Consider the following 25702-nt stretch of genomic DNA (forward strand, 5'->3'; position numbering starts at 1 on the left):
TTGACCATCAAAAATATCTGTTCGCTATCTTCTCAAGGAGTGAGTACCTATGCCTAATATAAGCCCTAGTCCACGTTATATCAGTAATTTGACCCGAGATACCTATGCATTGATTTTGGCGGGAGGCCGCGGTTCTCGGCTGCATGAGTTGACCGATTGGCGTGCTAAACCTTCACTCTATTTTGGCGGTAAGTTTCGTATTATCGACTTCCCATTGTCCAACTGTGTTAATTCAGGCATTCGCCGTATTGGTGTGGTAACCCAGTACAAATCACATTCGCTTATTCGGCATGTGATGCGAGGTTGGGGCCACTTTAAGAAAGAGCTCGGCGAGTCGGTTGAGATCTTACCCGCCTCTCAAAGGTATTCCGAAAGTTGGTATCAGGGGACTGCCGATGCAGTGTTTCAAAATATCGATATTATTCGGCATGAACTGCCTAAATACGTAATGATCCTCTCGGGGGATCATGTGTATCGCATGGATTACGCGGGCTTGCTAGCGGCTCACGCCGAGTCTGGGGCTGACATGACTGTCTCGTGCTTAGAGGTGCCAGTTGCTGAAGCTGCTGGGGCTTTTGGTGTAGTCGAGGTCGATGGTAACAACAAGATTTTAGGTTTTGAGGAGAAACCTGAATTGCCAAAGCACCTACCTGATAACCCAGAAAATTGCTTAGCATCAATGGGTAATTACGTGTTCAATACCGAGTTTCTGTTTGAACAGCTAAAAAAAGATGCGATGAATGAAAGCTCTGACCGAGATTTTGGTAAAGATATCATTCCGTCGATCATTCAAGACCATCAAGTTTATGCTCACCCTTTTAAGAGTGGCTTTACTGATGAAGAAGCTTATTGGCGCGATGTGGGGACCTTAGATTCATTTTGGCTGGCCAACATGGAACTGTTATCACCCACGCCAGCGCTTAATCTCTATGATGCCAAATGGCCTATCTGGACCTTTCAGGAACAGTTACCGCCGGCTAAGTTTGTTTTCGATGATGATGATCGTCGTGGCATGGCACTCGACTCGATTGTGTCGGGTGGTTGCATAATCTCTGGAGCAACCGTCAGGCGCAGTGTGTTGTTTAATGAAGTGCAGGTTTGTTCCTATTCCAGTGTGGAGAACGCTGTGGTGTTGCCTGATGTGGTGGTGCTGCGTAACTGCCAAATAAAAAATGCCATCTTAGATAGAGGCTGCATTATCCCCGAGGGCACAGTGATAGGTCACAATCATGACCATGACAGGGCGCGTGGGTTTAGGGTTTCAGAGGGCGGTATTACCTTAGTGACTCGCGATATGTTGGGTTTACCTGTGGGTTATGAGTAGAGGCTAGCAATGAAAAGAGTATTGATGCTTGCGGCCGAAAATGGTGCGCTGAACGGAGCTAAAGTTGGTGGTATGGCGGATGTGATCCGTGATCTCCCCCATGCGCTATATCCCTATGGTGTGTGCGCCGACATTGCCATGCCAAGTTACGGTTTTCTGCATCGAGAACTGACCGTGAGCCAGCAAACTATGGTTAAAGTGAGCTTTTATGGACAGCCTCATTGGGTAACCTTATACCAATGTGTTCATCCGCAGTTGCCTGAAGTGAACCTCTACCTGTTTGACCATCCGCTATTTGATGATGGCGGCAATGTCTATACGCTAGGGCAAAGCGATCGACCCTTTGCAGATGATGCCAATAAGTTTGCGCTGTTTTGTGCCAGTGTTGCGACGGCATTGGCACAACAAACAATTGCGTTGCCAGATCATCTCCACCTACATGATTGGCATTGTGGCGTGATGGCGTTGTTGCGAGCTTATTCGCCAGAGCATCAAATTTTGCAACGCATTCCTAGCACCATAACGATTCATAATTTAGCAATACAGGGGACACGTCCGCTCAATAATGAGCACTCATCATTGCAGTCATGGTTTCCGCAGCTCTATCGTCATTTAAGCGATGAAGCGATTAACCATATCTGTGATAGACGTTACCTTAACTGTTTTAACCCTTTGCGCGCCGCAATTGTATTAAGTGACAAGGTCCACCTGGTCTCTCCAAATTATGCCAAAGAGGTGTTGCAGCGATCTGATGCACAGCGGGGGTTTTATGGTGGTGAAGGCTTAGAGGAAGACTTGCAAGTAAAACAGCAACACCAGCAATTGTTTGGCATACTCAACGGTTGCCAGTATGAGAGAGCTTCGCCATCGAGCCGCAAGCTGTCAGCCCGTAAAGCCTTGGAGCAAGGGGGCTTAGATACCATGGCGCTGCTACTTAGTCAGGCTGAAAATGCACTGCAACGGTGGATGGTGAATCATCCCTACTTGCGCAGTGTCGACCAAATTGCTCTCGTGACAATTGCAAGGCTCAACAGAGCCTTGGGCGATAGTATTGAACCAAGAACGATTCTCACTTCTGTGGGGCGCTTAACCGACCAAAAGGTGAAGATTCTACTTCATCAAGATGACAAGGGAATTAGTACATTGGCGCATCTGTTAGCGCGACTGGAACAATGTTCACCGCGAGGGGTGTTGGTGTTGTTAGGCAGTGGCGACAGTGAGATTGAGCAAGCGCTGGCCAAACTCGCCAGTTGTAATCATAATTTTCTGTTTCTTAATGGCTTTGACCTATCTTTGTCGCAGGCTCTGTATGATGAAGGTTCACTGTTTATCATGCCGAGCTCGTTTGAACCTTGTGGTATTAGTCAGATGTTAGCGATGAGGGCGGGCCAGCCCTGTTTAGTGCATGGAGTGGGTGGCTTGCTAGATACCGTCAACGATGAGGAGAATGGCTTTGTGTTTTTCGGCGATAGCATCGCCGAGCAGGCAAGTGAGATGCTGCGCCGATTTGATGCTCTACTACCTAAGATGGCAACCGCTGAGTGGCAAGCTATCTGTGATAATGCAAAGGCCAAGCGTTTCGATTGGTCACGCTCAGCGAAGGCGTATTGTGAGCAGCTCTATCAGTTTGCGACTTAACCGTCGTCATTATAGGAGCAAGGCTGTGTCGATGGGATGAAACTGAGTCGCAGCGTCAATCAGGGATTTAGCCGTGAGTTGTGGTACACCATACACTTGGGTTTCGACGCCATATTTATGGTGAACATGCCCAAGTAGCAAACCAAAGTCGCCATCGCCAGAGAGTAAGATAATGGCGTCAACCTCTGCGGCAGCTTCCATAATATCTATGGTGATACCCACATCCCAATCACCTTTCGCGCTGCCGTCACTGCGTTGGATAAACGGTTTGAGCTTTACTTCGAAACCAATATGTTTCAGTGCGTCCTGAAACTTGAGCTGTCCATCGTCACCTCGATGAATGGCATAGGCATAGGCTTTATCTATCTCTCCCTCATAGCCTAAGTGTTGCCATAGTTTTCGGTAGTTGAATTGGCGACCATAGGCTTCTTTACAGGTGTAGTAGATGTTTTGGACATCGACAAAGATGGCGAGTTTTTTCACTTGAACCTTAAGGGTTAATGAGGAGGCTCAAAAACCATACCTGAGTGTTTGCCGACTGTGAAGTATCTTATGGTCATAGCCTGTGTTATCACTTCGTTGCATTTCGACACTCGACCAGTAAAATAGCTTTGCTATCAGTGCTTGATAAAGCCAAGTAATCGCATTTATGGCGCTGATTTTTTTAGCAAACATAGCAGGGCGTAAGTGTAAATTGTCAATAAAGACATATTGTTAATAATGCATTGCTTTACGTAGGTGCATTGAAATTAATTCAGTAGATCACCTATTTCAGTTGATCGGTATAACAACAATAATAGCCGGAGTCATCATTGAGTAGAGAAGTACGTAACTTAGAGGAAGCCAGAGCATTTTATTCTCAAGGCAAATATTCATCGGCAGGCATCTATGCGCGAAAGGTGGTGCGTAGGGCCCCTGACAACGGCGAGGCGCTAGCCATTCTTGGGCATCTTGCCTTTAGAAGTCGAGATGTTGTCGAAGCAAAAAATCATTACTGCCAAGCCTTAGCTAACGGTTTTGAGAACGATGAGGTATTGAATAATTTAGTGGTTTTGTCTGAAAACCGTGAAGATTATTTCACAGCTTATCAAACGCTTGCGCGGTTAGTCGTCAAAGCACCACAAGAGATAAAACTGCAGTTTAGACTGGGCATAAATGCAAGCCGCATCGGCAAGATGGATGAAGCAGAGCAAGCATTAAGTATAGCCTTGGCAGGGGGAGAGCAAACGGCACAGGCATCGCTTAATTTAGGTCACGTATACAAAGCTAAAGGCAATACAGCTAAAGCCGCTCAGCTGTACCATGACTATATCGCCCTCGACCCACAAAATCAGGCGACGGGCTATTGGAGTCTTGCCGATTTAAAAAATTATCGATTTACCGAGTCGGATGAACAGGCATTGACCACTAATGTCGCATCGGCGCAATTTTCTGCAGCGAGTCAGTCACTGTTTCACTTTGCGCTTAATCGAATTTATGAGCAGCATCAGGACTATGGCAAAGCGTTCGATGCCGCTAAACGCGCAAATCAATTGATGCAGCCCTTGCGTCCGTTTAAAGTTCAGCCTTTTACCGATCTGGTTCAGCGCTTATTAGCAAGCAAACCATTGTCACCGATTCAAACAACCTCAGCACAAAAAAGCTTAATCCCCATTTTTATTGTTGGTATGCCGCGCTCTGGTACCACGCTGTCTGAGCAGATCCTGGCGAGCCATAGTTTGGTTGAAGCTACCGATGAGCTGCCCTATATGGAACGTTTGGCACTTGAGCTAGAGATGGCAGGGGGCTATAGCACGATGCTATCGCAACTACCGCCAGAGAAGATTGCTGCGATGCGTGCTAGCTATTTAGCGCAGGCCTCGCAATATTTGCCAAAAGAACAGCAAGCTAGCGCCCGTTATATTATCGATAAAAACCCTAATAACTTTATGCATATTGGCTTAATTAAGGTGCTGTTTCCTGAAGCCAAGATCATCAATGTCATCCGCGACGCGGCTGATAATGGCTTAGGGGTTTATAAGCAGCACTTTAGTCGCGGTCACGATTACTCATACAGCCTTGAGCATATTTGCCTTTACTGGCAAGCGTATTTACAGCTGATGAGTCATTGGCAAAACTGTTTCGCTGGGGATATTTATCATCTTTGTTTTGAGAGCTTAGTGCATGATCCAGATGCGCAAATTCCAGCGATGCTTGATTATTGTGGTTTAGGCTTTGAAGAAAGTTGTCTGCGTTTTTATGAATCTACACGCACAGTGTTAACGCCGAGTGCTAGCCAAGTCAGGCGCCCAATGAATAAAAAGGCGATAGGGCAGAGTGAGCATTACCAGCCCTATATGGCCGATGAGTATCAAACACTTAAAGATATCACTGCCAAAGCACACCAACTTTTCCTTACTTAGCTGTATTGATGGCTGGGCTGTACCTTATACCGATTGGTATAAAGTACAGCCTCGTTTTTGTGGTCACACTAATTGCCCGTGACACTGTTTATATTTTTTGCCTGATCCACAAGGACATGGACTATTGCGGGTGAGCCCTGCGGGCAGTTGCTCAGTGGCAACATTCACAGCATTAGCTGCTTGGTTTGTCGGTGGCGCACTGTTTTTTGTTGCCTGCTGCTGAGCCAGCTCTGTGCTCATACAAGGTCCCATGATTAGGTGCACTAATATCTTCATTGCCGAGGTGAGCGAGTCAACCATGACCAGCTGCTCAAAAGGCGCTGCAGAGGATAAGGTGCGTTGGCGTAGTTGGTGATAATGACTCCACCCCGCTCTGTCCTCACCAAATAATGACCAGAGCTCCTGCCAATCTAAGCTGAAATCTTCAAGCAATTGAATAAATGCTTTGCTGTTGTCGGCATTGTTACCTTGATAGCTAACAATTTGCTCTGTGAGTGTCTGGGTTAAGGCCGATACTTCACTCGGATGCATGATGATGGGGAAGTTAACATGTTCGGTGCGGATAGTCGGTTGAGCACAGGTATCAAACATCAGGTGTTTTCGAGGCAGGTGGGTGCCTTCACCTAACACTAATGACTGCTCGCGTATCATGCGCCAGAAACGGCTAGAGCCGATGGTGTCGATGACTAAATGTACTCGCATCTCGTTACTATCGTTAACTACTTTGTGATATTTCCACGAGTCGAAGATCCAGCAGTCACCCTGTGCCATGTGTACCTGCTTATCGGCGCAATGGAAAATGACATCCTCGTTGGTGGTGATAGGTATATGAATCCTGACTCGCTTATGCCAGTGGTAATTGATGTCACTATGCAGAGGTACTTCACAACCTGGGGCGAGGCGCATTAAGCGCGAGCGGCCGATAACTTCACCGAAGGAGGCAATGACCTGCTGAATGTATTGGCATTTATCGAGCGCTGGTGTTGGCTTCATCGGCCCTTTAAATTCATTATTAAAGGTACCATCTACCGAGATTAAGGCTATCGCCGAGTTGCCTTTAAAGCTCTCGTGGTGAGCCACCCAATCAGTTTCATCAAATTGGGCTATCTCTGTCTGTAACTGCTCAATATCAAAGGTCAGCGGTAACTGGTAAAACTCATGATCCAACTTCATTTAGGGTACCCGATTTGTTGCTATAGGTTTATTGGTCACAGCGCAGATTAACTCAGTTTGCCATGACAATGCTTAAAGCGTTTTGTTGATCCACAAGGGCATGGTGCATTGCGTCCCACATCAGCGTAATTGGGGGAATTTAGCTCGGCACTTAGCTGACTGCGTGAGTCATCGACAGTTGGCGCTAATTCGGCAGGCCAATGTTCGCTCAGTGGTGTTTGCCCACTGCGAGTTAACCAGGTATTTATCTGTTTTAGCGTGCTTTGCATTTGTGGCCACATTGATTGTATCTCACCAAAGTTGCTAACCCATTTGTTAGGGGCTGGTTTTGATACGGTATAGCGTGAAAAGGGCAGTGGACCACGACATAAATCTTGCAGTGCATCATCGAATGGAATGTCACAAAATTGGGTAAATTTTGCAATCGCTGTTTGGGGTGATGCGATGAGTTCGTGATAACTCATTAGCTGCCAACGTTCAGGGGCGAGTTTGGTCAATGATTGCATGATTGTTTCGTTGGCCTGTTGCCACTGAAACGTGGCAACAGATTCGAGTGGGGCACCTTTGAGCTTTTGCCACCCTTTTGGTAGCAAGAGTGACCAGTCACCATTCCAACCTGGCAGACCGGGATAGGTTCTAAAACGTTGACTGCGCCAGGCTTGCATAATACTGCTGATATTTTCCTTGGGGTCTCTGACTAAAAAGATAAAACGTGCATCGGGAAAAACCTTGTTAAGAAAGTCGATACGTAAGCTGTTTTTTGGGGTTTTTTCTAGAAAGCGTATCGAGCCGACATCGGGTGTATAGGGTTCGCCCTGACTGTTTCGCAGCGCGGCCCGAAAGTCATCTTGTAGGACATTGTTTAAGGGCTGGCTCCAATCAGATTCGTCCAGTGCGTTGGATTCAAATTGTTTATGGGTAATGTTTAGCTGGCGATGTTTTTCAATGACGCCATGGCTTTCACCACCTATGGTCCATAAGTGTTTACTTTTAGATAAAATTTCAAATAACAGCGTGCTACCAGAGCGCGGTGCTGACAAGATGATGATGGGTCTATCGAAGCAGTTTGAGGTCAACGGAGATCACCTAATTTTGGGCGTTTTTTTTATTGTTATTAGCGCCTACTTTAATGCTATTACAAAAAAACTCAACCAAGGTGTTACGATTTAGTTAACGTCTGTAGTTCATAACGCATTAATACCAGTTGCTTTCCCTGATTGATATAACCTTGATACAGCTGAGTTATCTCCGCTGGCATAACACCATGTTCAACAAACCCATGTTGGGCGTAAAAGTGGGTGAGTTTAGGCAGTGAAAATAGAAAGCTCGGTGTGGTTTGAAGTGATTTATCAATCGCTTGCATCAAACTATGTCCAAGTCCTTGTTGGCGATAATCTGGGTGAACTAACATGCCTGTTAATAGCTGGTAAGGCCCTATAGGCCTCAGTCGAACGGCCGCTGTAATGGTGTCACTTGCCACACTTGGTTGTCGAAGTGTTGTTAACCGATACCCAACAGCGACTAGTTCTTTTTTAGTTAGTCGGGCATAGGGCATAAATTGGCGATAAAACCGATACACCTCTGCACGTGAATTTGGGTCTAACCAGGTGAGGATCATAATGGCTTGGACTGTGGATATTATAGGCTAGGGTAGCAAAATTTGACGCAGGGCTAAATAGTTGTGGTGGCTCATTCATCCAAGAGGCTCAGCTTGATGTGATGGATTTGTTTGTCGCCTTATGTGTTGCGGTTATGTGTCGCTTCAGTCGCCTGGGGTTGCGTACTTGTTTGCTAATGGTAACAACTCATGTTTTGTTGCAATTTCAAAGTGATTTTTCAGTGTTGATTTGCGCTGCTTTACACTGCTTTACGCTATAAGCGGATTTTATTCTTTAAAATATCCCTCAACCAAATTATTGATTTGAATGGCTCAACCCTACCTATGAAAAAGACTCTGTGTGTTACCGTACTGCTCATCGTGGTGCTTAGTTTATTGGCATACAGCCAGCTAGGTGAGGCGCGTAAATCCAGTGACAAACCCGTACCAGCTCGGGTTGTTCCCATCGTCAGTGGCCTTGTGTCAGCGCATCAGCTGTCACAACACATCTCGCTAATTGGCAAACTTGAGGCTTCTCGCTCAGTGCTTATTGCCGCAGAGGTTGCGGGTAAAATCAAACATATTGGCGTCGAGGCGAATCAAGCGATCAGCGCTAACCAGACGTTAGTGGTGATTGAAGACACTAAGTCTAAAGCGAACGTGGCAGAAGCAAAGGCGTACCTGAGTGACGAGCAGCGTAAGCTGGCTGAATTTTCAAAACTAATTACTAAAAATGCCATTACCCAAACTGAAATTGATGCACAAAAAGCCAGTGTTGACATCGCTCAAGCACGTCTGCAAGCGGCACAAGCACAATTGGATTTTCATACCATTAAAGCCCCATTTGGCGGGACTGCAGGCTTAGTGGATTTTAGTTTAGGCAAGATGGTCAGTGCTGGCACTGAGCTGTTGAGTCTTGATGATCTGTCGTCGATGCGCCTCGACATTCAAGTCCCAGAAGTGTATCTCTCTCGTTTGACTATTGGCATGCAAGTCACCGCGACCAATCGTGCATGGCAAGGGGAGATCTTTACAGGCCAAGTGATCGCTATCGACCCTAGGATCAATCCAGAAACTTTAAATCTGAAGGTGCGCGTTAATTTTGATAACAGCGAGCATAAACTCAAGCCGGGCATGTTGATGTCGGCTAATGTGGGGTTTGCGCCAATCTCTGAGCCGGTCATTCCGGTGCAGGCCTTAGAATATTCTGGCACTAAACGCTTTGTTTATGTGATTGATGCAGACAACAGGGCGAAGCGTACCGAGGTCAGTCTCGGTGCTCGTATTGGCGATGAGGTGTTGATTAGCCAAGGTGTAAAGGTTGGTGAGCGGATTGTGGTGCAAGGTCTAGTTAATATGCGTGATGGCCTGCAAGTGGACGATCTCTCTTCACAGCTTGCCGAGGGTGGTAAGGTCGATGAGAGAGGGCGCAGTTAATGGTGTTGTCTGATATCTCGGTAAAACGTCCGGTAGTCGCCATCGTTTTAAGTTTGCTGTTATGTGTGTTCGGTGTGGTGTCATTTTCTAAGTTGGCCGTGCGTGAGATGCCCGACGTAGAGAGTCCTGTAGTCACTGTTATGACGACCTATGACGGCGCATCGGCAACCATTATGGAGAGCCAAATCACCACGGCATTGGAAGATGAACTTACAGGCATTAGTGGTATTGATGAGATCACCTCTGTGACCCGCAATGGTATGTCGCGTATTACAGTCACCTTTGATATGGATTGGGATCTCACCGAAGGAGTGAGTGATGTGCGCGACGCTGTAGCACGTGCCCAACGTCGTCTGCCCGATGAAGCAAATGATCCTATCGTATCGAAAGATAATGGCTCGGGAGAGCCTTCCGTTTATATCAATTTAAGCTCGTCAACCATGGACAGAACTCAGTTAACTGACTATGCCCAACGCGTACTTGAAGACAGATTCAGCCTGATCACGGGCGTGAGTTCTGTCAATATTTCGGGTGGCCTGTATAAGGTGATGTATGTGCAGCTTAAGCCTGAGTTGATGGCCGGTCGTAGCGTAACGACCGCCGATATCACAGCGGCATTGCGCAGCGAAAATGTCGAAACGCCAGGTGGTGAAGTGCGCAATGACACCACGGTCATGACAGTGCGTACCGCAAGGCTGTATCATCACCCCGAGGACTTTGATTATTTAGTGGTCCGCACGGCCAGTGATGGCACGCCGATTTACCTTAAAGATGTTGCGTCGGTATTTATTGGTGCCGAAAATGAAAACTCTACCTTTAAAAGCGACGGGGTTCCCAATCTGAGCCTTGGGATTGTGGCGCAGTCAGATGCTAATCCTCTTGAAGTGGCTAAAAAAGTACACCTTGAGGTAGACCAGATCCAAAAATTCCTGCCCGAAGGAACTCAGCTGACTGTTGACTATGACTCGACAGTGTTTATTGATCGCTCTATCACCGAGGTCTACAACACCCTGTATATTACCGGGGCCTTAGTGGTGCTTGTGCTCTATATCTTTATCGGTCAGGGACGTGCCACATTGATCCCCGCCGTGACTGTACCAGTGTCGCTCATTTCAGCCTTTATTGCGGCTAATTACTTTGGATTTTCGATTAACTTACTGACCTTGATGGCACTGATTTTGTCTATCGGTTTGGTGGTCGATGATGCCATTGTCGTGGTGGAGAATATTTTCCACCACATAGAGAAAGGCGAGTCCCCGCTGCTTGCTGCATACAAAGGTGCACAGGAGGTTGGCTTTGCCGTGGTTGCGACCACAGCTGTTTTGGTGATGGTATTCCTGCCTATCTCCTTTATGGATGGCATGGTGGGACGCCTATTTACCGAGTTTTCAGTGATGCTGGCAATGTCGGTGATCTTCTCATCTATTGTGGCATTAACATTAACCCCGGTGTTGGGGAGCAAAATCCTTAAGGCAAATGTAAAACCTAATGGCTTTAATCGGATGATGGAGCGCATCTTTGCTCACCTAGAGATAACATATCGCCGCGGCGTCGCCAACGCGGTCAAATATCGTATTGCAGCGCCATTTATTATTGTTGCCTGCGTAGTGGGCAGTGGTGTGTTACTGCAACAAGTACCTGCTCAACTTGCTCCTCAGGAAGATCGTGGTGTCATTTTTGCTTTCGTTAAAGGGGCTGAAGGGACTAGCTATAACCGCATGACCGGCAATATGGATATCGTAGAAGCACGCTTAATGCCATTGCTTGGTCAAGGTGTGATTAAATCTTTTAGTATCCAAGCCCCCGCTTTTGGTGGACGAGCAGGGGATCAAACTGGCTTTGTCATCATGCAACTGGAAGATTGGCAAGACAGAGATATTAATGCCCAGCAGGCACTTGGTATTGTCGCCCAGGCGCTAAAAGGGATACCCGACGTGATGGTTCGTCCTATGTTGCCTGGCTTTAGGGGGCAGTCGAGCGAACCTGTGCAGTTTGTATTGGGCGGCTCAGATTACGATGAACTGTTTAAGTGGGCGCAAGTTCTACAAGAAGAGGCCCACCTTTCTCCCATGCTTGAGGGGGCCGATTTAGATTATGCTGAAACAACACCGGAACTGGTTGTCACCGTCGACAGAGTGAGGGCTGCAGAGCTTGGGATTAGTGTGGCTGCGGTGTCTGAAACCCTAGAGGTGATGCTAGGTGGCCGCAGCGAAACCACCTTTATCGAGCGCGGTGAAGAATATGATGTTTACCTGCGTGGTAATGAGAATAGTTTTAATAGTATGGCGGATCTCAGCCAGATCTATATGCGCGCCAATAATGGTGAGTTGGTCACCTTAGATGCCATTACCCAAATTGAAGAGGTGGCTTCGGCCCATAAACTGAGCCACACGAATAAGCAAAAATCGATCACCCTTAAAGCCAACTTAGGCGAAGGTTATACCTTAGGTGAGGCGCTGGACTTTCTTGATGCCAAAGCGATAGAGGTCTTACCCAGCGATATCTCTGTCAGTTACACTGGCGAGTCTAAAGATTTTAAAGAGAATCAAAGCAGTGTATTAGTGGTGTTTGGTTTGGCTTTGCTGGTGGCCTACCTGGTTTTGGCTGCGCAATTTGAAAGCTTTATCAATCCTATGGTGGTGATGTTTACTGTTCCCATGGGGGTTTTTGGTGGTTTCTTGGGGCTCTATTTGACGGGGCAAGGGCTGAATATCTACAGCCAGATTGGGATGATCATGTTAATCGGCATGGTGACCAAGAATGGCATTCTAATTGTTGAGTTTGCCAACCAACTGCGCGACAAAGGTCTCGCTATTGAACAAGCTATTATCGATGCGTCGGCGAGACGTTTACGCCCAATTTTAATGACAGCCTTTACGACGTTAGTGGGAGCGGTGCCGTTGATCATGTCATCAGGTGCCGGCGCTGAGAGTCGCATTGCCGTGGGGACTGTGGTGTTTTTCGGTATGGCGTTTGCGACCTTAGTGACATTGTTTGTGATCCCAGCTATGTATCGTTTGATTTCGGGGCACACTCGCTCGCCAGGTTTTGTCGAAGCAGAGCTCGACAGAGCGATCGCGGCGCAAAAAGCGTTAATGAGCAAGGCGAGTTAATCGTTATGGTTCTTTATACCGGTTGACTCTTCTTGCTAATATTGATGAGCCTAGGTGATTACCGGGCTCAATGATTTGATTGGCAGCATTATGTAATGATTTACCTTTAGCATTTTGCTTTAGTACCCCATAAGGGGATCATTTTATAATGGAATGTTACGTTACCAATATATCTAATAGTGATATCGCAATCATCCGCCCGCTTATATTTAGGTGAAAAATTTGATGAATATTGAACTGTAAATTAATCGTGCATATTAATATTTTAAATTCGACTAAATATTCACCTTCAATATTTTTACGGTCAAGCCTAATTGATTGTTAATTAATCAGTGTCATTAAGTGAAAGTACCGTGTTGTTTTATTTTTGTGCTGATTAGAGCTTGTGCTCTTTTTAATCAATCGCTTATATCCTATTTAAATCTCACGAGTGTTTCTTAATGTTAAAATGCTATCTGTACTTGGTAAGTATTTTATCTTATTAGTGTTTCACTGTTTATGCAGTGTCTATTCGCTCATCATTTTCTATGGTGAAAATGTTTCAGTTACAAATGTTGCATTTTGTATCTATCGCGTGTTAAATCCACGCTTCATCGTACTTTTGTTCTATGCAGTTGCTCTATATTAGACGATTTAACTATTTTAGTTACGCATGTTCATAGTTAGCACTGGTGCGGTTTGGGGTCTTAATCAAAAAAAGAAATTTAACTACTATGTCTAGCAATATGGATATTTTTAGCCTTGGCCAATCGATATTGGCAAGTCTCTGGTTGCGTCTAAAAGCGTGCTTTTTGGGTGCAAAGGTCACTGGCGCGCAAGCAAGTGTTACTTTGTTGGTTGCTTGCTTATCGTTTATGTCGGTATCAACGGTAGCCGATGACACCGAGCTCTATGTGTATGAGTCGAGCGCGCGTACTGGTGAGCGTCCACAAATCCTTATTGTGTTCGACAACTCCGGGAGTATGGGCACAACTGTATATGGTGTCGATGAGCCTTATAGTGCCGGTGATGGTGGAATGAGGGCAAGCAATTATGGCAAGAGTCATACGCTTTACTATGTAAAGGGAAATTCCGGTAATAGTAAGTTGCCTGACCCCGATGATCCAAATGAGCGACGTAAGTTTAAGGGCAATATCAATGGTTGCCAAAGCTCTTGGGATTTCTTAGACACTTATGGGGTGTTTACTGGATTTTTCAGGAAGTACACCTTTAGTGGTGCGAATGGCGCATGGCGCGAGTTTGGTGACAACAATGGATTAAATGCCAGAGCTGTCGATTGTTTCGAAGATGTGCAAGATAGTAAGTGGAAAAACGCTAACAACGTCGAACAGGGCTTGCCGATTGACAGTGTTGGTACTGCCGCGTCGCCAGTCATGTATACCGCGGCAAACAGCAGGTCTGCTGATTCAGTTAAGGTAAGTGCAAAAGAAAAAGCATTATTGACGGGTTTTGGTACTGGGCGGGTACTAACCGTTTATACTGAAGATTATTTACGTTGGCATCACGGCAAGAAGACAAAAGTTAATAAGACGCGTCTTGAGTTAGCTCAAGATTCGATCACCAATGTGATATTAACCACTCCAGGTGTTGATTTCGGCTTGGCAATTTTCAATATGAATGGCCCTGATGACACGCTGCACAATGGTCGTAACGGTGGTCGTATCATCTCAGGTATTAAAACCTTATCTACCAGTGATAAAAAGACACTGATCAAAAGCGTTAACGCTATCGATTACGCATGGAACACCCCATTGTGTGAAACCTTGTATGAGGCTTATCGCTACTTTGCAGGTGAATCTGTACTGTTTGGCGATGACGACAAAGATTATAGAGGTAATGGCTGGCAATACAGCGTCAAAAACAACAAAGTGTTAGACAAAGATATTGTGAAGAATGGCAAGTATCAATCGCCATTTAAAGAGTGCCAAAACTCAGCGTATGTGGTTTTTATTACTGATGGTGTTCCAACCCTAGATGGTGCTGCCGATGACGCGGTGAAGACATTGACCGGCGGTGTTGACAAGCACAGTACTAGCTACATGAGTGCACTGTCGAGCTGGATGAATCGTAAGGATGTAAATCCTAATATGACGGGCGATCAGCATGTTATCACCCATACCATTGGTTTTAGTGAAGGGGCTAAAAGGGCTGAAGAGTTGTTGAAAAAGGTGGCGGTTAAAGGCGGTGGAAGTTATTTCGATGCAACCGATGCCACCAAGTTGCAAGGGTCTATTCAGCAAGCGGTCAATCAGGTGCTAGAAAACAGTGCCAGTTTTACCTCGCCATCAGTGGCGAGTAACAACTTTAATCGCACGCAAACCTTTAATTATGCCTACTACTCAATGTTTCTTCCCGATCGCGGTCCGCGTTGGGTGGGGAACATTAAGAAGTTTCGTGTTGCAGAGGATGGCACTGTTTGGGACTCAGAGAATCAGCTTGCTATCGGCGCCGATGGCAATATTAAGGATGATGCTTGCTCCTATTGGACTCCTAAAAAGCTGTGTGGTGATGGTAATGATGTGAAGAAGGGCGGCGTTCTTTCAGCGATGCAGAGCGCTAGTGAGCGTAAAATCTACAGTAATCTTGGTAGTGGACTGACTGATTTAACCATCGACAGTGCGGCATCTAAAGCGGGAGGCAAAGATGCCTTAGCAACGTTTATGGGGGTGGATAAGAGTTGGCTACCGTCGTTATTTAAGTGGGTTGAAGGTTTAGATGTTGATAATGATAAGAATCAACAGAACATTGCAGATCCTGATAGTAATTGGCGCAGTGATATCATGGGGGATGCGCTGCATTCAAAGCCCTTAGCACTGAACTTCGGTAGTAAGAGTAAACCTGATATTCGAATTTTAGTGGGAACAAATCATGGTTTTATGCATATGTTCAAAGATGATACGACCACTAATACCGTGTCTGAAACTTGGGCATTTATGCCTTACGAACTGCTACCTAATTTTAGAGCGCTGCGACAAAATATTCCTACAGGTGTTCATTCTGTCTACGGAGTTGATGGTTCACCCGTGGCGTACGTTAAGAATAACAGTACAGGTATTGAGAAAGCTTGGTTGTTCTTTGGTATGCGCCGAGGTGGTAACAGTTACTATGCGATTGACATTAGTCAGCCCGATTCACCAAGCTTTATGTGGAAAATCGACTCAAACTCTCCAGGTATGAGTGAGCTAGGTCAAACATGGTCTACGCCAGTGGTAACAACGATAAAGAATGATAAAGGCGCTGTCACGCCTGTGCTGATTTTCGGTGCAGGGTATTCACCGTCGGCTAAAGATGGAGTCAGCCTTGGTGCTAGTGATACTAAAGGTCGTGGGGTGTTCATTGTGAATGCCGAATCTGGCAAGCTGATGCATCACTTTGGCCCAACTAGCCAGCTGTCTGGCATTCTTGACAGTATTCCAAGTCGTGTCGCGGTATTAGATGGTGATGGTGATGGTATTACCGATAGGATTTACGCAACTGATACCGGCGGAAATGTGTGGCGCATGGATATGCCAACAGCTGACAAGAAGAGTTGGTCAGGGTTTAAATTTGCATCCCTTGGGGATCGCAAAAGTTTAAGCCAAAATCGACGCTTCTTCTCTGGGCCTGCAGTAGCGCAAACCATGTTTAATAATACGGCGGTCGCCGATCACACCGTTAATGGTAAAACGACCCGAGTGACGACTTTCCAAAATATTCCTTATGATGCCGTCGTTGTTGGTAGTGGTCATCGCGCTGCACCATCGGAAACATCAAGAGAGGATATGTTTTTTACTCTGCAGGATAGGAACGTAGTTACCCAGACCTTTGGTGGTACTGGGCGGCCTAAGGCACCAGAGCCGCTTACGCGAGATGAACTCTACAATGTCACGACGGCTGAAATAAATGATAAATCGAGCAAAATTGCCTTTGGCCACAAACGGGGTTGGTTTTATGACTTTACCCGTAAAGGGGAAAAGAATTTATCGTCAGCTACCATCATCAATGGACGGGTCTATTTTAGTACATTTGTACCGGGTAATCCCGCTGCAAGTAATCAGTGCTTAACCTCTGGTAAAGGTTACTTATACAGTTTTGACCTGCACATGGGCGGGCGCACATACACTCACACCTATCTAGAAGCAGGTGATTTGGTGTTAGATACACCGCAGCTTGTTATCCCATCGGCTAATAGTGGTAGTGCGGGTAAAGATGGTGATGCCTATATGTATTTGATAGGAATTGGGGATGCCGCAAATAAAATGGTAAAGAAAGAGGCCGATGAAGATTGTCCTGCAGGCGATCAGCGTTGTATCGGTGGACGATTGCGCACCAATAAAATTTACTATTACAGTAGCAATTAAGCGGTTGTTGCTGTTGAAAAGGATGATTGACGAATGAAATCTAGCATTGTTTTACTGTTTGCTGTGTTTTGCTCCATATCTGCATGGGCCGAGCCCCGTGAAGATTATAAGTGCTTTTTGCTGACCACTCAGGGGGAGCGTGTTTTGAACTTCTCTTGGCAACCTAGTTTAGCGAAACAGTATCAACACCAATTGGTGGGCACTAAAATGCCTGCTCAACCTCACTCTAATGGAATGCCTTTGTATGTGAAACAGGTCTATGAATGTATTAAGATTATTGAAGCGTTCAAAAGCAGTAAAGCACGGCAGTTTGAGCGGGAAAACTTTGTGGGTGGTTAGCCGGTTAACCAGACCAAGTCGTCGTGACTTGGTCTGGATGTTTAACGATTACAGTGGCACTTGCTGACCATCATATTTACCGCGAATTAAGCCGTTCTCGTTTATCAATAGTAGCTCCCCAGAGTGGCCCAGTTTGATGCTGCTATCAATCGCGATCACTCGGTTATTAAACAAGCCGAGCACTCGCTCTTGAGAGGTGTGGCCAACGACGACCCGGTTCACCTTGAAATAGGCCAAGATGGTGTCGAGTTCAGCTTGGGTAAATTCCGCCTTAAAATAGCCTCTATACCAAGTGGGACCATTGCCAAAAAACAGGAAGTTAAGCAGTTCATTTTCCTTTAATTCGGCTTTACTCTTATCGATATTTTGACGGTAGAGGGCATTGGCTTGCTCAAGCGTGAGTTGGCGCTCAACCCACTCTTTACTGATACCGCCGTGAAGAAATAGCATATCGTTGATTTTCACTATGGTGTGTTTGCTGCGAAGCCACTGGCCAATCTCGGTGTCATCGCCATAGAGCTTGTCATAACTGCGCTCAAGGAGCTTAACAGCAGTATCGTACCTTGGGTGGACATAGCGCAGGTCACCACGCATAACCATCTGCTCATGATTACCCATTAACAGGTGCAGCTGTCCACCGGCTTCGCTGGCCTGTTTATCGAGCTGATAGATAAACCAAAGCACTTCGTTAACCTGGTGGCCTCTGTCAAACATGTCACCCGTTATCACCATATGTCCATCACCGAAAGACCAATTGTTGTGCTCGTCGATAATTTGATGATTACGCAGCAAGGTGATGAGTACGTCATATTGGCCATGTACATCGCTTAGGGCAACAATCTTCTTAACCCCTTGATAAGTATCGGCAAGTACCTGCCTAGCCACTGGGTTGAGCACCGGCTCAGGTAGTTCGGTACAGGTTTTAGGACGGTTAAATTTGACCTGATTGTTATGGGGGGCCGCAGAGCTTTGCTTGAGTAGGCTGTCACAGATCCAATAAGCGCTTTGCTGGCTAGGTGAACTTTGTATTAGATAAGGGCCATCATTAATGCTTGGCCCGTTAGCCGATACACTTAGGGCAAACAGGCTAAAGGCTACTGGAAGTAAATTTAATATTCTCAATGTGTTATCTCTATTTTTTATCAATTCGATCACGTGCTTACGTTTGACAGATAAAGGCTTACCAACCGATTAAGTATCGGCTGCGCTGCTTAAATAATGCTTTAACTGTGACGGCAATAGCGTAAGAGATTGCTATCACAGCGAGGGTGACCAATAGGGTCGTGATGACGTTGCCTTGTCCCTGAAGGTTAAAGAGATCAGGGCTGCCATACAGCATCCACCACGGTGTTGTCAGCCATGGATGAATAAAATAGATAGCAAAACTCACTTCGGCCAGTTTTTGTAATGGCTTAATATTGATATGTTCAATTTTGTTGAGTAAGGCTAATAGCACTAGGGTCAACAGCAGTTTTTGTGGCAGCATCAGATCGGGCACCGTCAAGTCAAACGCTTGCTTATTGAGTACGCCAGCGCCAAAGTAGTGGGCTTGGCCAAATGCCAGAGCTATCGCTGCAAGTAACATCACTAGCCAGTATTTTTCAATAAATGGAAACAGCCTATCTCTGTGCTCTGAGCTCCATACACCAAAAAGATAAACTGGTAAAAAATACACTAGAGATTGAATGGCATTAAGGTTGGATTCAGGGCGGTGGATCACCATAGCGATGATTAACAAGGGCAGTGCATAATGCATTAAACGATGATTTCTTAGTAAGTGCATTACCCAAGGCGATAAGGCAAACAGCATCATACCCATGGGAATATACCAATATGCGGTTAAGGTGCGCCCAGTGATCACGTACCAACTGGCTATTTGAATGGGGTCGGTTAATTCGGTGTAGTTAAGATGCATCAGTGGATTGGTACCCGCGGTGATGTGCCAAATAATCCACGGCAGCGATAACAAAAGATAGGGAAGAAAAACAAATTTGGTTTTGTTTTTCATGTATTTCTTGTAATCCCAGCGATGTGAGAAAACGTGATGAAAAAGAAACCCCGAGATAAAGACAAAAAAAACCGTGCCATTCATCATCAGGTTAAACCAAGTTTTATCACTTAAGGTTTCAACTTGCCAACCCGCCGGCCGATAACAGTGCGCCATGACGATAAAGATAATCGCAATACCACGAAAGTGATTGATACTGTTTAAGAAGGCTTTCTTAGTTGGTGCTTGCTGCTCTGTTTGGGACTGAGTTGATGGCGTTAAGCTCACGTCACTTCCTTGAATTTTTTACGCTTTTGCAACATGTTAGCATTTTATCTGTCGACCTTGCTATGGTCGGCGCAGAGATTAATTTTGACGATTTAAGCATAAAAAAAGGCAACCCCTAAGGTTGCCTATTGATCGAGTGCGATCAAGGGGACCGCGCTAGAAGTCCCTGGGAGAATGATGAACATGAAAAAGCAATTCGTGTTCAATATTTGGAGCTTAAAAGCAGGGTTAAGTTCAAAATTTAAGCAATTATTTTTTGATTTATTTCTAGTCAATTTATATCTATTTGGATTTATTGATTAAAGTGTCAATCTTTTGCGTTAATGACTCTGGAGTCGTTGTCGGCGCAAACCGTTCAACGACATTACCTTGGGCATCCACTAAGAATTTGGTGAAGTTCCACTTAATTGATTCACTGCCGAGCAAACCTTTGGCCTGCTGTTTCAAATGCCGGTATAGCGCAGGAGTTTGCTCACCATTAACCTCAATTTTGGCAAACATGGGGAAGTTAACCCCAAAATTGAGTTCGCAAAACTCACTGATCTCAGTTTCATCACCTTGCTCTTGTTTACCAAATTGATTACAGGGAAACCCCAGCACCGCAAATTTATCGGCACCGTATCTATCATAGAGCGCCTGCAGCGCTTTATATTGTGGCGTAAAGCCGCATTTACTCGCCGTGTTGACAATAAGCAGTACTTTGCCCGCATATTGGCTCATCGACTGCTCATTGCCTTGAATGTCGGTCACTAAAAAATCATAAATAGACATATTGTTCTCCCATTGCTATTGATGGCATCAGAATAACCTGAATTTAGGTTGTGCGCAATTTAAATTGAGAAAGGGGATCCGTCTGCATGTGCAAGGCTTGTGCGTTTGCTTACGGTGACTCTTGTATTGGGTTTGTTATCTTTGTTGGGTGTGGGTAAGGTTTATGTAGAGCATTTCTTATTTAACCCTGTGATATATATCGTTTTATAGCTGTTAGGTTTGTTTGTTGCTACCCTATTACCAACATCTTAAGGGGTAACTATGAAACTAAAATTTGCTGCGCTGCTACTAAGTTCTGTGGCTGTCACCGCCACAGCGAACGATTTCAATTTAGGATTGAATGACGATGTCCTCTCTACCGAAATTGGATTCGATTTAAACAAGCAGAGTAACCTTGTAATGGGGTATATCTATTCTGACGATGAGGGACATGCGCTATCCGCAGCTGCTCACATTAGCCATGATGCGGGTATTCACCATTTTGAGATTGGCCCAAAGTTTACTCATTATTGGGCGAACAACAGTTCTAATGGCGGTGCCGTCGCGGTAGGCGGGCGTTATAGCATAGATCTTGGTTCTAACGTGGCATTTAAAACGTCCGCATATTACGCACCATCAGTATTAAGTTTTGGCAGTTTAGATGGGCAGTATGAGATTGATAGCAAGGTCCAGTTTCAACTAAACCCCGCTCTGGGTCTATTTGTCGGTTACCGCAATATTCGTTTGCAATATGATGATAGCCGTAATAAGACCTTCGATACTGGCTTTTATATTGGTGGCTCAGCAACATTTTAATGATACCTAACGGTATCAACTAACAAGGCAGCATTCGCTGCCTTTTTTATTTGTATAAAGTGGTGTCTAACGCCATAGTAACGTTTGGTGGTCTTCATCAAATTCACTGTGCTTTTGCTGAGATGTTCTCTGGCGCTTGCGCTGCTTACTGCGTTTGCTTCTAAGCTTATCATCACTTTCAAACTCCCGATGGGGCATCTCATCTGTGTGCATTTCATGGTCATAAAACTGTGACATTGGGGCTGTCTCTCTAACATTGTGTCTGTTTGGGCATGCTAAAAATTTTGTATGACAGGGGTGTGACAGTAACAAGACAATTGGGTGTCTGAAAGACGAGAAGGAGTTGGCGGTAATATAGATGAAGCTTAACCCCGCAAGTGACTTGTGAAAGTCACTAATAAAGTCACTGAGAAAGTCACATCGGGAGTTCACAATAAAGGTGATAATAGAACCCCGCGATTATTGTGGTTCTGTTATTAACCTGGTTTTTTAATCATCTTAGCGACAAACATGCCGTCACTGTTTGCCTGATAAGGCATTACTGTCAACATAGTGGTGGTGAGTCCAGTAAAGGGGTGGACCAGAGGTTGCAGTTCAAACTGCGGATAGTTGGCTAAAAAAGCATTAACGACCGCTTCATTTTCACTTGGGCTGATTGAGCAAGTCGCGTATACCAAGGTGCCTCCTGATCGCACAGCGGCAGACGCACGGCTTAAGATATCGAGTTGCAATGCGGGTTTGTCGGTGATCGCATGTTCATCATCGAGCCAACGCATGTCAGGGTTCCGTCTCCAAGTGCCTGTGCAGCTGCAAGGGGCATCGACCAACACACCGTCAAAATGATCGCCAGTCACAGGCAAGGCATCCGACAACCAAGGTGCAACAGTGATCTGCTTAAACTTTGCCCGTTTTGCGCGTTTCATTAGCTCTTCTAATGGTCTCTTGCGGATATCTGATGCAAGGATACTGCCTTTGCTGTGCTTATCTTGCAAAAGCATATGTGAGCGCAGTTGCAGCGTTTTACCGCCGGCGCCGCTACAAGCATCCCACCACGATTCGTTCGGTTTTGGGGCACATATATTGCCAATGACCTGAGAGCCTAAGTCTTGTATCTCTAACTCCCCCTGGTTATAAAGCCCTAAAGCGTTAAGGTTGATACTTTTATGGCCAAGGTTAATGGCATCGACAAAAAACTCACTCATTTTTGCCTCGATATCTAGCTTAGACAGCTTATCGATTGCGTTGGCTGCTGAGATACCCTGTAGACGCCCCCAAATGGGTGGACGACAAGAGAGCGCGTCAACGAGTGCATATTGCTCATTGTCAGTGAGCTGCTGGGAATGACGCCAGTACCATTCAGGAGCGAGCTCGGTGACTGCAAAGTTAAATTGGTTGAAACAGCGCTGTAGTAGCTGCTGTTTAGCATGCAAACTATCGAGATCGTCAATACTGTCTAACGCTTTAAGCTCTGTTAATGTTGAAAAAGCCTGCCATGCAGCGCTGATATCTTGCCAGCGATGGTCTTCAATTTTAGCGGTTAAAGCCAGTGAAGCAAACCAGGCTTGAGGCGCAGTGTATGCCGTCGTTAGCTGCTTAAGCCAACCATGCCAACGAAATAAGCCAAATAGAGACTCACGTATGACTCGTCTATCTTTAGAACCATGTTTTTTATGGCTACGAAAATAGTCAGCTAAGATACGATCAGCGGGCTGTTTTGCGTCCATGACTTGTGTGAACAATTGATGAATTGTATTGCTATAGCTAAGGGCACGCTTTTGGGCTGGCGTTTCCACGACGACTGATTGATGAATATGGTGTGTCGCTGCGCTTGCCTCAGACGGTGAAGCTTGCGTTGATTGAGATGGTGTGGAATCGCCCATGAATAGTTGCCTAGCGTTATATCAATTTTTGAAGCGGCAAGTTTAACAGATGTGACTGCCTTTGGTATCTCCGCTTGATAGATTAATCCCTATTTGAGTGTATATTTCAGCCATCGGCTTTGCCTACTCACTCACAGCACAGGCAGATCTGCCTTTATCGGTACAACGCATAGCTTTGGCAAGCGATTGAGTCGCGCCAGCCTAAATCTCCTCGCGTTTAAATCCAGTTTTTTATTACCAAGATGTGACAACGAAAGTTATGGCTGTAACTACTTATGGTTTTTTACGTGCAGAGGTAAGTTGCAGCTAAAACTAATGTTTAGTCGGAAATTATTTGATTTTTTATTTGTAGCAACAGGTTATGGGTGAAGGTTGGTTTTTAGTTTAATGAAATCAACGCTTTGCGCGAGAGCGCCTCCTTGAATTTTGTTGTGGGAAAATCTGTGACTTGTGTCGCAAAACGCGCGGCGGGGTTGATAGTTATAGCTCTAACTATTATGATTGCGTTGATTGAACGTTCAATTAACTATTTTAGAACAACAAGAGAGCAGTGTTTATGCCTAGACCGCCAATGAAAACAGTCAGACAGCAGCAGTTAATTGATGCGACCTTAGTTTCTGTTGAACGTCACGGTTTACATCACACTACAATCAATACTATCAGCGGGTTAGCGGGTATGTCCTCTGGCATTATCAGCCACTACTTTGGTGGGAAACAGGGGTTAATCGAAGCAACGCTTAAATATTTGCTCGATGAACTTAAACAAGCCCTGCTTCGTCGCACACAAGGTAAGGTTCTGACGCCAGCACAGCGACTGTCGCTTATCGTTGATGCCAATTTCACAGAGTTACAACGTTCAAATGCTGCAACCAAAACCTGGTTAAGTTTCTGGTCTCAAGCGATGCATGATCCCGGTCTTGCCAGACTTCAACATATCAACTGTCAACGTCTATATAGCAATTTACTGTTTTCTTTTAAGCCGCTCATCGGCAAACCTGCGGCAATTGAAGCTGCAAAACAGACTGCAGCAATGATTGATGGTTTTTGGTTACGCAGTGCGTTAAGTGTTTCGCCCGAAAAAGAGTTCGAGCAAGCGCAATATTTATGTAAGAGCTTTATAGAGGCTGTGATCGTGCAGCACGGAGAAAATCAATGTCACTAGTTGTTCATCAAAATTATATTCATGGTCAATATCTTTCCAATGGCACAGGCGAGACTTTTGAAGTTATTAACCCTGCTACCGGTCAGATTAGCTACCTTGTTGAAGTGGCAAACGACGAGATTAAGCAAGCGGCAATAGCAAGCGCTAAACAGGGTTTTGCTGTCTGGTCAAAAATGACAGCCATGGAGCGCAGCCGTATTTTGCAAAAAGCGGTAGCCTTGTTGCGTGAGCAAAATGATGTGTTAGCCGCCATTGAAGTGCTCGATACTGGTAAACCTTGGCAAGAAGCCTCTGTAGTGGATGTGGTAACGGGTGCCGATGCCATAGAATTTTTTGCAGGGCTTGCCCCCAGTATTGAGGGCAACCAGCAGCCAGTAGGGGATGACTTTTATTATACTCGTCGTGAGCCACTTGGTATTTGCGCTGGAATTGGCGCATGGAACTACCCACTACAAATAGCATGTTGGAAAGCCGCGCCAGCGTTAGCTTGCGGCAACGTGATGGTATTTAAACCTTCAGAAGAGACACCTCTAGGGGCGCTAAAACTGGCTGAAATCTTTACCCAAGCAGGTGTCCCTGATGGGGTATTTAATGTGGTGCAAGGTGATGGTCGAGTGGGGGCTTGGTTAACCTTACATGATGAGATTGCCAAAGTGTCATTCACCGGCGAAGTTGGAACCGGCACTAAGGTGATGGCTGCTGCAGCGACAACGCTCAAAGAGGTCACCATGGAGCTAGGTGGAAAATCACCTTTGATTATTTTCGATGATGCCGATGTCGACAACGCTGTCTCTGCGGCGATGTTAGCCAACTTTTATACCCAAGGTGAAATTTGCACAAACGGTACGCGCGTATTTGTGCAGAAAGGGATCTATCCTCGTTTTATTCGAAAGCTCGTTGAGCGAACCCAGAATAATATTGTATGCGGTGATCCTATGGATGAGGCAACCAATTTTGGCGCGCTCATTTCACAGGCTCATCAACAAAAAGTGCTTGAGTATATTGAGCAAGGCAAATCACAAGGCGCAACCTTGGTGGCTGGTGGCCATGCGCTAACACCTGAAAACGCACCGAATGGTTATTTCGTCGCCCCCACCATTTTTACTGATTGCAGCGATGAGATGAGCATAGTGAAAGAGGAGATCTTTGGTCCTGTGATGTCCGTGTTGACGTTTGATGATGAAGCGGAAGTGATAGCGCGAGCTAATGATACTCATCTTGGGCTAGCGGCTGGGGTCTTTACCCAAGATATCACTCGTGCTCATCGTGTTATCCACCAAATGCAAGCAGGTATTTGCTGGATAAATGCCTACGGAGCTTCGCCTTCGGAGATGCCTGTTGGCGGTTATAAAATGTCAGGGATTGGTCGTGAGAATGGCAGTGAAACCTTAAAAGCATATACCCAAATTAAAGCGGTCTATGTCGGCATGACAACGCTTGAAAGCCCATTTTAAGG

19 protein-coding genes are annotated in these 25702 nt (G+C 45.6%); 10 read left to right on the forward strand and 9 right to left on the reverse strand.

Annotated features, from left to right (window positions below; all coding sequences use genetic code 11):
• Window positions 1–49 precede the first annotated feature (49 nt).
• Window positions 50–1324 carry a glucose-1-phosphate adenylyltransferase gene (glgC, locus tag BEL05_RS17430; protein WP_028762854.1) on the forward strand — a complete coding sequence of 425 codons (1275 nt, stop codon included), beginning with the start codon at window positions 50–52 and terminating at the stop codon, window positions 1322–1324.
• Window positions 1325–1333: 9 nt separating this feature from the next.
• Window positions 1334–2962: a glycogen synthase gene (locus BEL05_RS17435; protein ID WP_139151911.1), complete on the forward strand. Its 1629-nt coding sequence runs from the start codon at window positions 1334–1336 to the stop codon at window positions 2960–2962.
• 9 nt (window positions 2963–2971) lie between these two features.
• Here BEL05_RS17435 and BEL05_RS17440 read toward each other — a convergent pair whose 3' ends face one another.
• Complete coding sequence (locus BEL05_RS17440) at window positions 2972–3445, reverse strand: LabA-like NYN domain-containing protein (protein WP_069671937.1); 474 nt, start codon at window positions 3443–3445, stop codon at window positions 2972–2974.
• A gap of 329 nt (window positions 3446–3774) precedes the next feature.
• Here BEL05_RS17440 and BEL05_RS17445 point away from each other — a divergent pair, with 329 nt between their 5' ends.
• Window positions 3775–5364 (forward strand): tetratricopeptide repeat-containing sulfotransferase family protein, encoded by a 1590-nt coding sequence (locus BEL05_RS17445; RefSeq protein ID WP_069671938.1) that lies wholly within the window; start codon window positions 3775–3777, stop codon window positions 5362–5364.
• Between the two features lie 63 nt (window positions 5365–5427).
• Here BEL05_RS17445 and BEL05_RS17450 read toward each other — a convergent pair whose 3' ends face one another.
• From BEL05_RS17450 to BEL05_RS17460, 3 genes are all read right to left on the reverse strand, one after another.
• Complete coding sequence (locus BEL05_RS17450) at window positions 5428–6537, reverse strand: aspartyl/asparaginyl beta-hydroxylase domain-containing protein (protein WP_069671939.1); 1110 nt, start codon at window positions 6535–6537, stop codon at window positions 5428–5430.
• Between the two features lie 47 nt (window positions 6538–6584).
• Window positions 6585–7613, reverse strand: a complete 1029-nt coding sequence (locus tag BEL05_RS17455; RefSeq protein ID WP_069671940.1) for a sulfotransferase — start codon at window positions 7611–7613, stop codon at window positions 6585–6587.
• A gap of 83 nt (window positions 7614–7696) precedes the next feature.
• Entirely contained in the window at window positions 7697–8155 is a 459-nt protein-coding gene (locus tag BEL05_RS17460) for a GNAT family N-acetyltransferase (protein ID WP_069671941.1), read from the reverse strand.
• A 324-nt stretch (window positions 8156–8479) separates the two neighbouring features.
• On the opposite strand from BEL05_RS17460, the gene BEL05_RS17465 reads away from it, so the two are divergent.
• The 4 genes from BEL05_RS17465 (at window position 8480) to BEL05_RS17480 (ending at window position 17363) form a co-directional block, all read left to right on the forward strand.
• Window positions 8480–9571 (forward strand): efflux RND transporter periplasmic adaptor subunit, encoded by a 1092-nt coding sequence (locus tag BEL05_RS17465; RefSeq protein ID WP_069671942.1) that lies wholly within the window; start codon window positions 8480–8482, stop codon window positions 9569–9571.
• On the forward strand, window positions 9571–12684 hold the full coding sequence (locus BEL05_RS17470; protein ID WP_028762861.1) for a multidrug efflux RND transporter permease subunit: 3114 nt from the start codon (window positions 9571–9573) through the stop codon (window positions 12682–12684). The genes BEL05_RS17465 and BEL05_RS17470 overlap by 1 nt, the downstream gene beginning before the upstream one ends.
• A gap of 713 nt (window positions 12685–13397) precedes the next feature.
• Entirely contained in the window at window positions 13398–17024 is a 3627-nt protein-coding gene (locus BEL05_RS17475) for a pilus assembly protein (protein ID WP_245687017.1), read from the forward strand.
• 33 nt (window positions 17025–17057) lie between these two features.
• Window positions 17058–17363, forward strand: coding sequence for a TapY2 family type IVa secretion system protein (locus tag BEL05_RS17480; protein ID WP_069671943.1), 306 nt, complete (start codon window positions 17058–17060; stop codon window positions 17361–17363).
• A 48-nt stretch (window positions 17364–17411) separates the two neighbouring features.
• Here BEL05_RS17480 and BEL05_RS17485 read toward each other — a convergent pair whose 3' ends face one another.
• The 3 genes from BEL05_RS17485 to BEL05_RS17495 form a co-directional block, all read right to left on the reverse strand.
• Entirely contained in the window at window positions 17412–18485 is a 1074-nt protein-coding gene (locus BEL05_RS17485) for a metallophosphoesterase (protein WP_069671944.1), read from the reverse strand.
• A 58-nt stretch (window positions 18486–18543) separates the two neighbouring features.
• Complete coding sequence (locus BEL05_RS17490) at window positions 18544–19638, reverse strand: acyltransferase family protein (protein WP_028762864.1); 1095 nt, start codon at window positions 19636–19638, stop codon at window positions 18544–18546.
• A 282-nt stretch (window positions 19639–19920) separates the two neighbouring features.
• Window positions 19921–20409 (reverse strand): glutathione peroxidase, encoded by a 489-nt coding sequence (locus BEL05_RS17495; protein ID WP_028762865.1) that lies wholly within the window; start codon window positions 20407–20409, stop codon window positions 19921–19923.
• A 261-nt stretch (window positions 20410–20670) separates the two neighbouring features.
• Here BEL05_RS17495 and BEL05_RS17500 point away from each other — a divergent pair, with 261 nt between their 5' ends.
• Window positions 20671–21204, forward strand: a complete 534-nt coding sequence (locus BEL05_RS17500; protein WP_069671945.1) for a YfaZ family outer membrane protein — start codon at window positions 20671–20673, stop codon at window positions 21202–21204.
• 66 nt (window positions 21205–21270) lie between these two features.
• Here the strand turns inward: BEL05_RS17500 and BEL05_RS21090 are convergent, their stop codons facing one another.
• A complete protein-coding gene (locus BEL05_RS21090; RefSeq protein WP_156029379.1) occupies window positions 21271–21441 on the reverse strand; it encodes a hypothetical protein in 171 nt (56 codons plus the stop codon).
• Window positions 21442–21680: 239 nt separating this feature from the next.
• Entirely contained in the window at window positions 21681–23084 is a 1404-nt protein-coding gene (locus BEL05_RS17505) for an RsmB/NOP family class I SAM-dependent RNA methyltransferase (protein WP_028762867.1), read from the reverse strand.
• A gap of 556 nt (window positions 23085–23640) precedes the next feature.
• Between BEL05_RS17505 and betI the strand changes: the two genes are divergently transcribed.
• Both betI and betB read left to right on the forward strand, forming a co-directional pair.
• The gene (gene betI, locus BEL05_RS17510; protein ID WP_028762868.1) at window positions 23641–24246 is read left to right on the forward strand and encodes a transcriptional regulator BetI; all 606 of its coding nucleotides are present in this window, start codon (window positions 23641–23643) and stop codon (window positions 24244–24246) included.
• Window positions 24237–25700 carry a betaine-aldehyde dehydrogenase gene (gene betB, locus BEL05_RS17515; protein WP_069671946.1) on the forward strand — a complete coding sequence of 488 codons (1464 nt, stop codon included), beginning with the start codon at window positions 24237–24239 and terminating at the stop codon, window positions 25698–25700. The genes betI and betB overlap by 10 nt, the downstream gene beginning before the upstream one ends.
• Window positions 25701–25702: the final 2 nt, after the last annotated feature.

Source organism: Shewanella colwelliana (genome assembly GCF_001735525.1).
Taxonomy (GTDB): Bacteria; Pseudomonadota; Gammaproteobacteria; order Enterobacterales; family Shewanellaceae; genus Shewanella; species Shewanella colwelliana.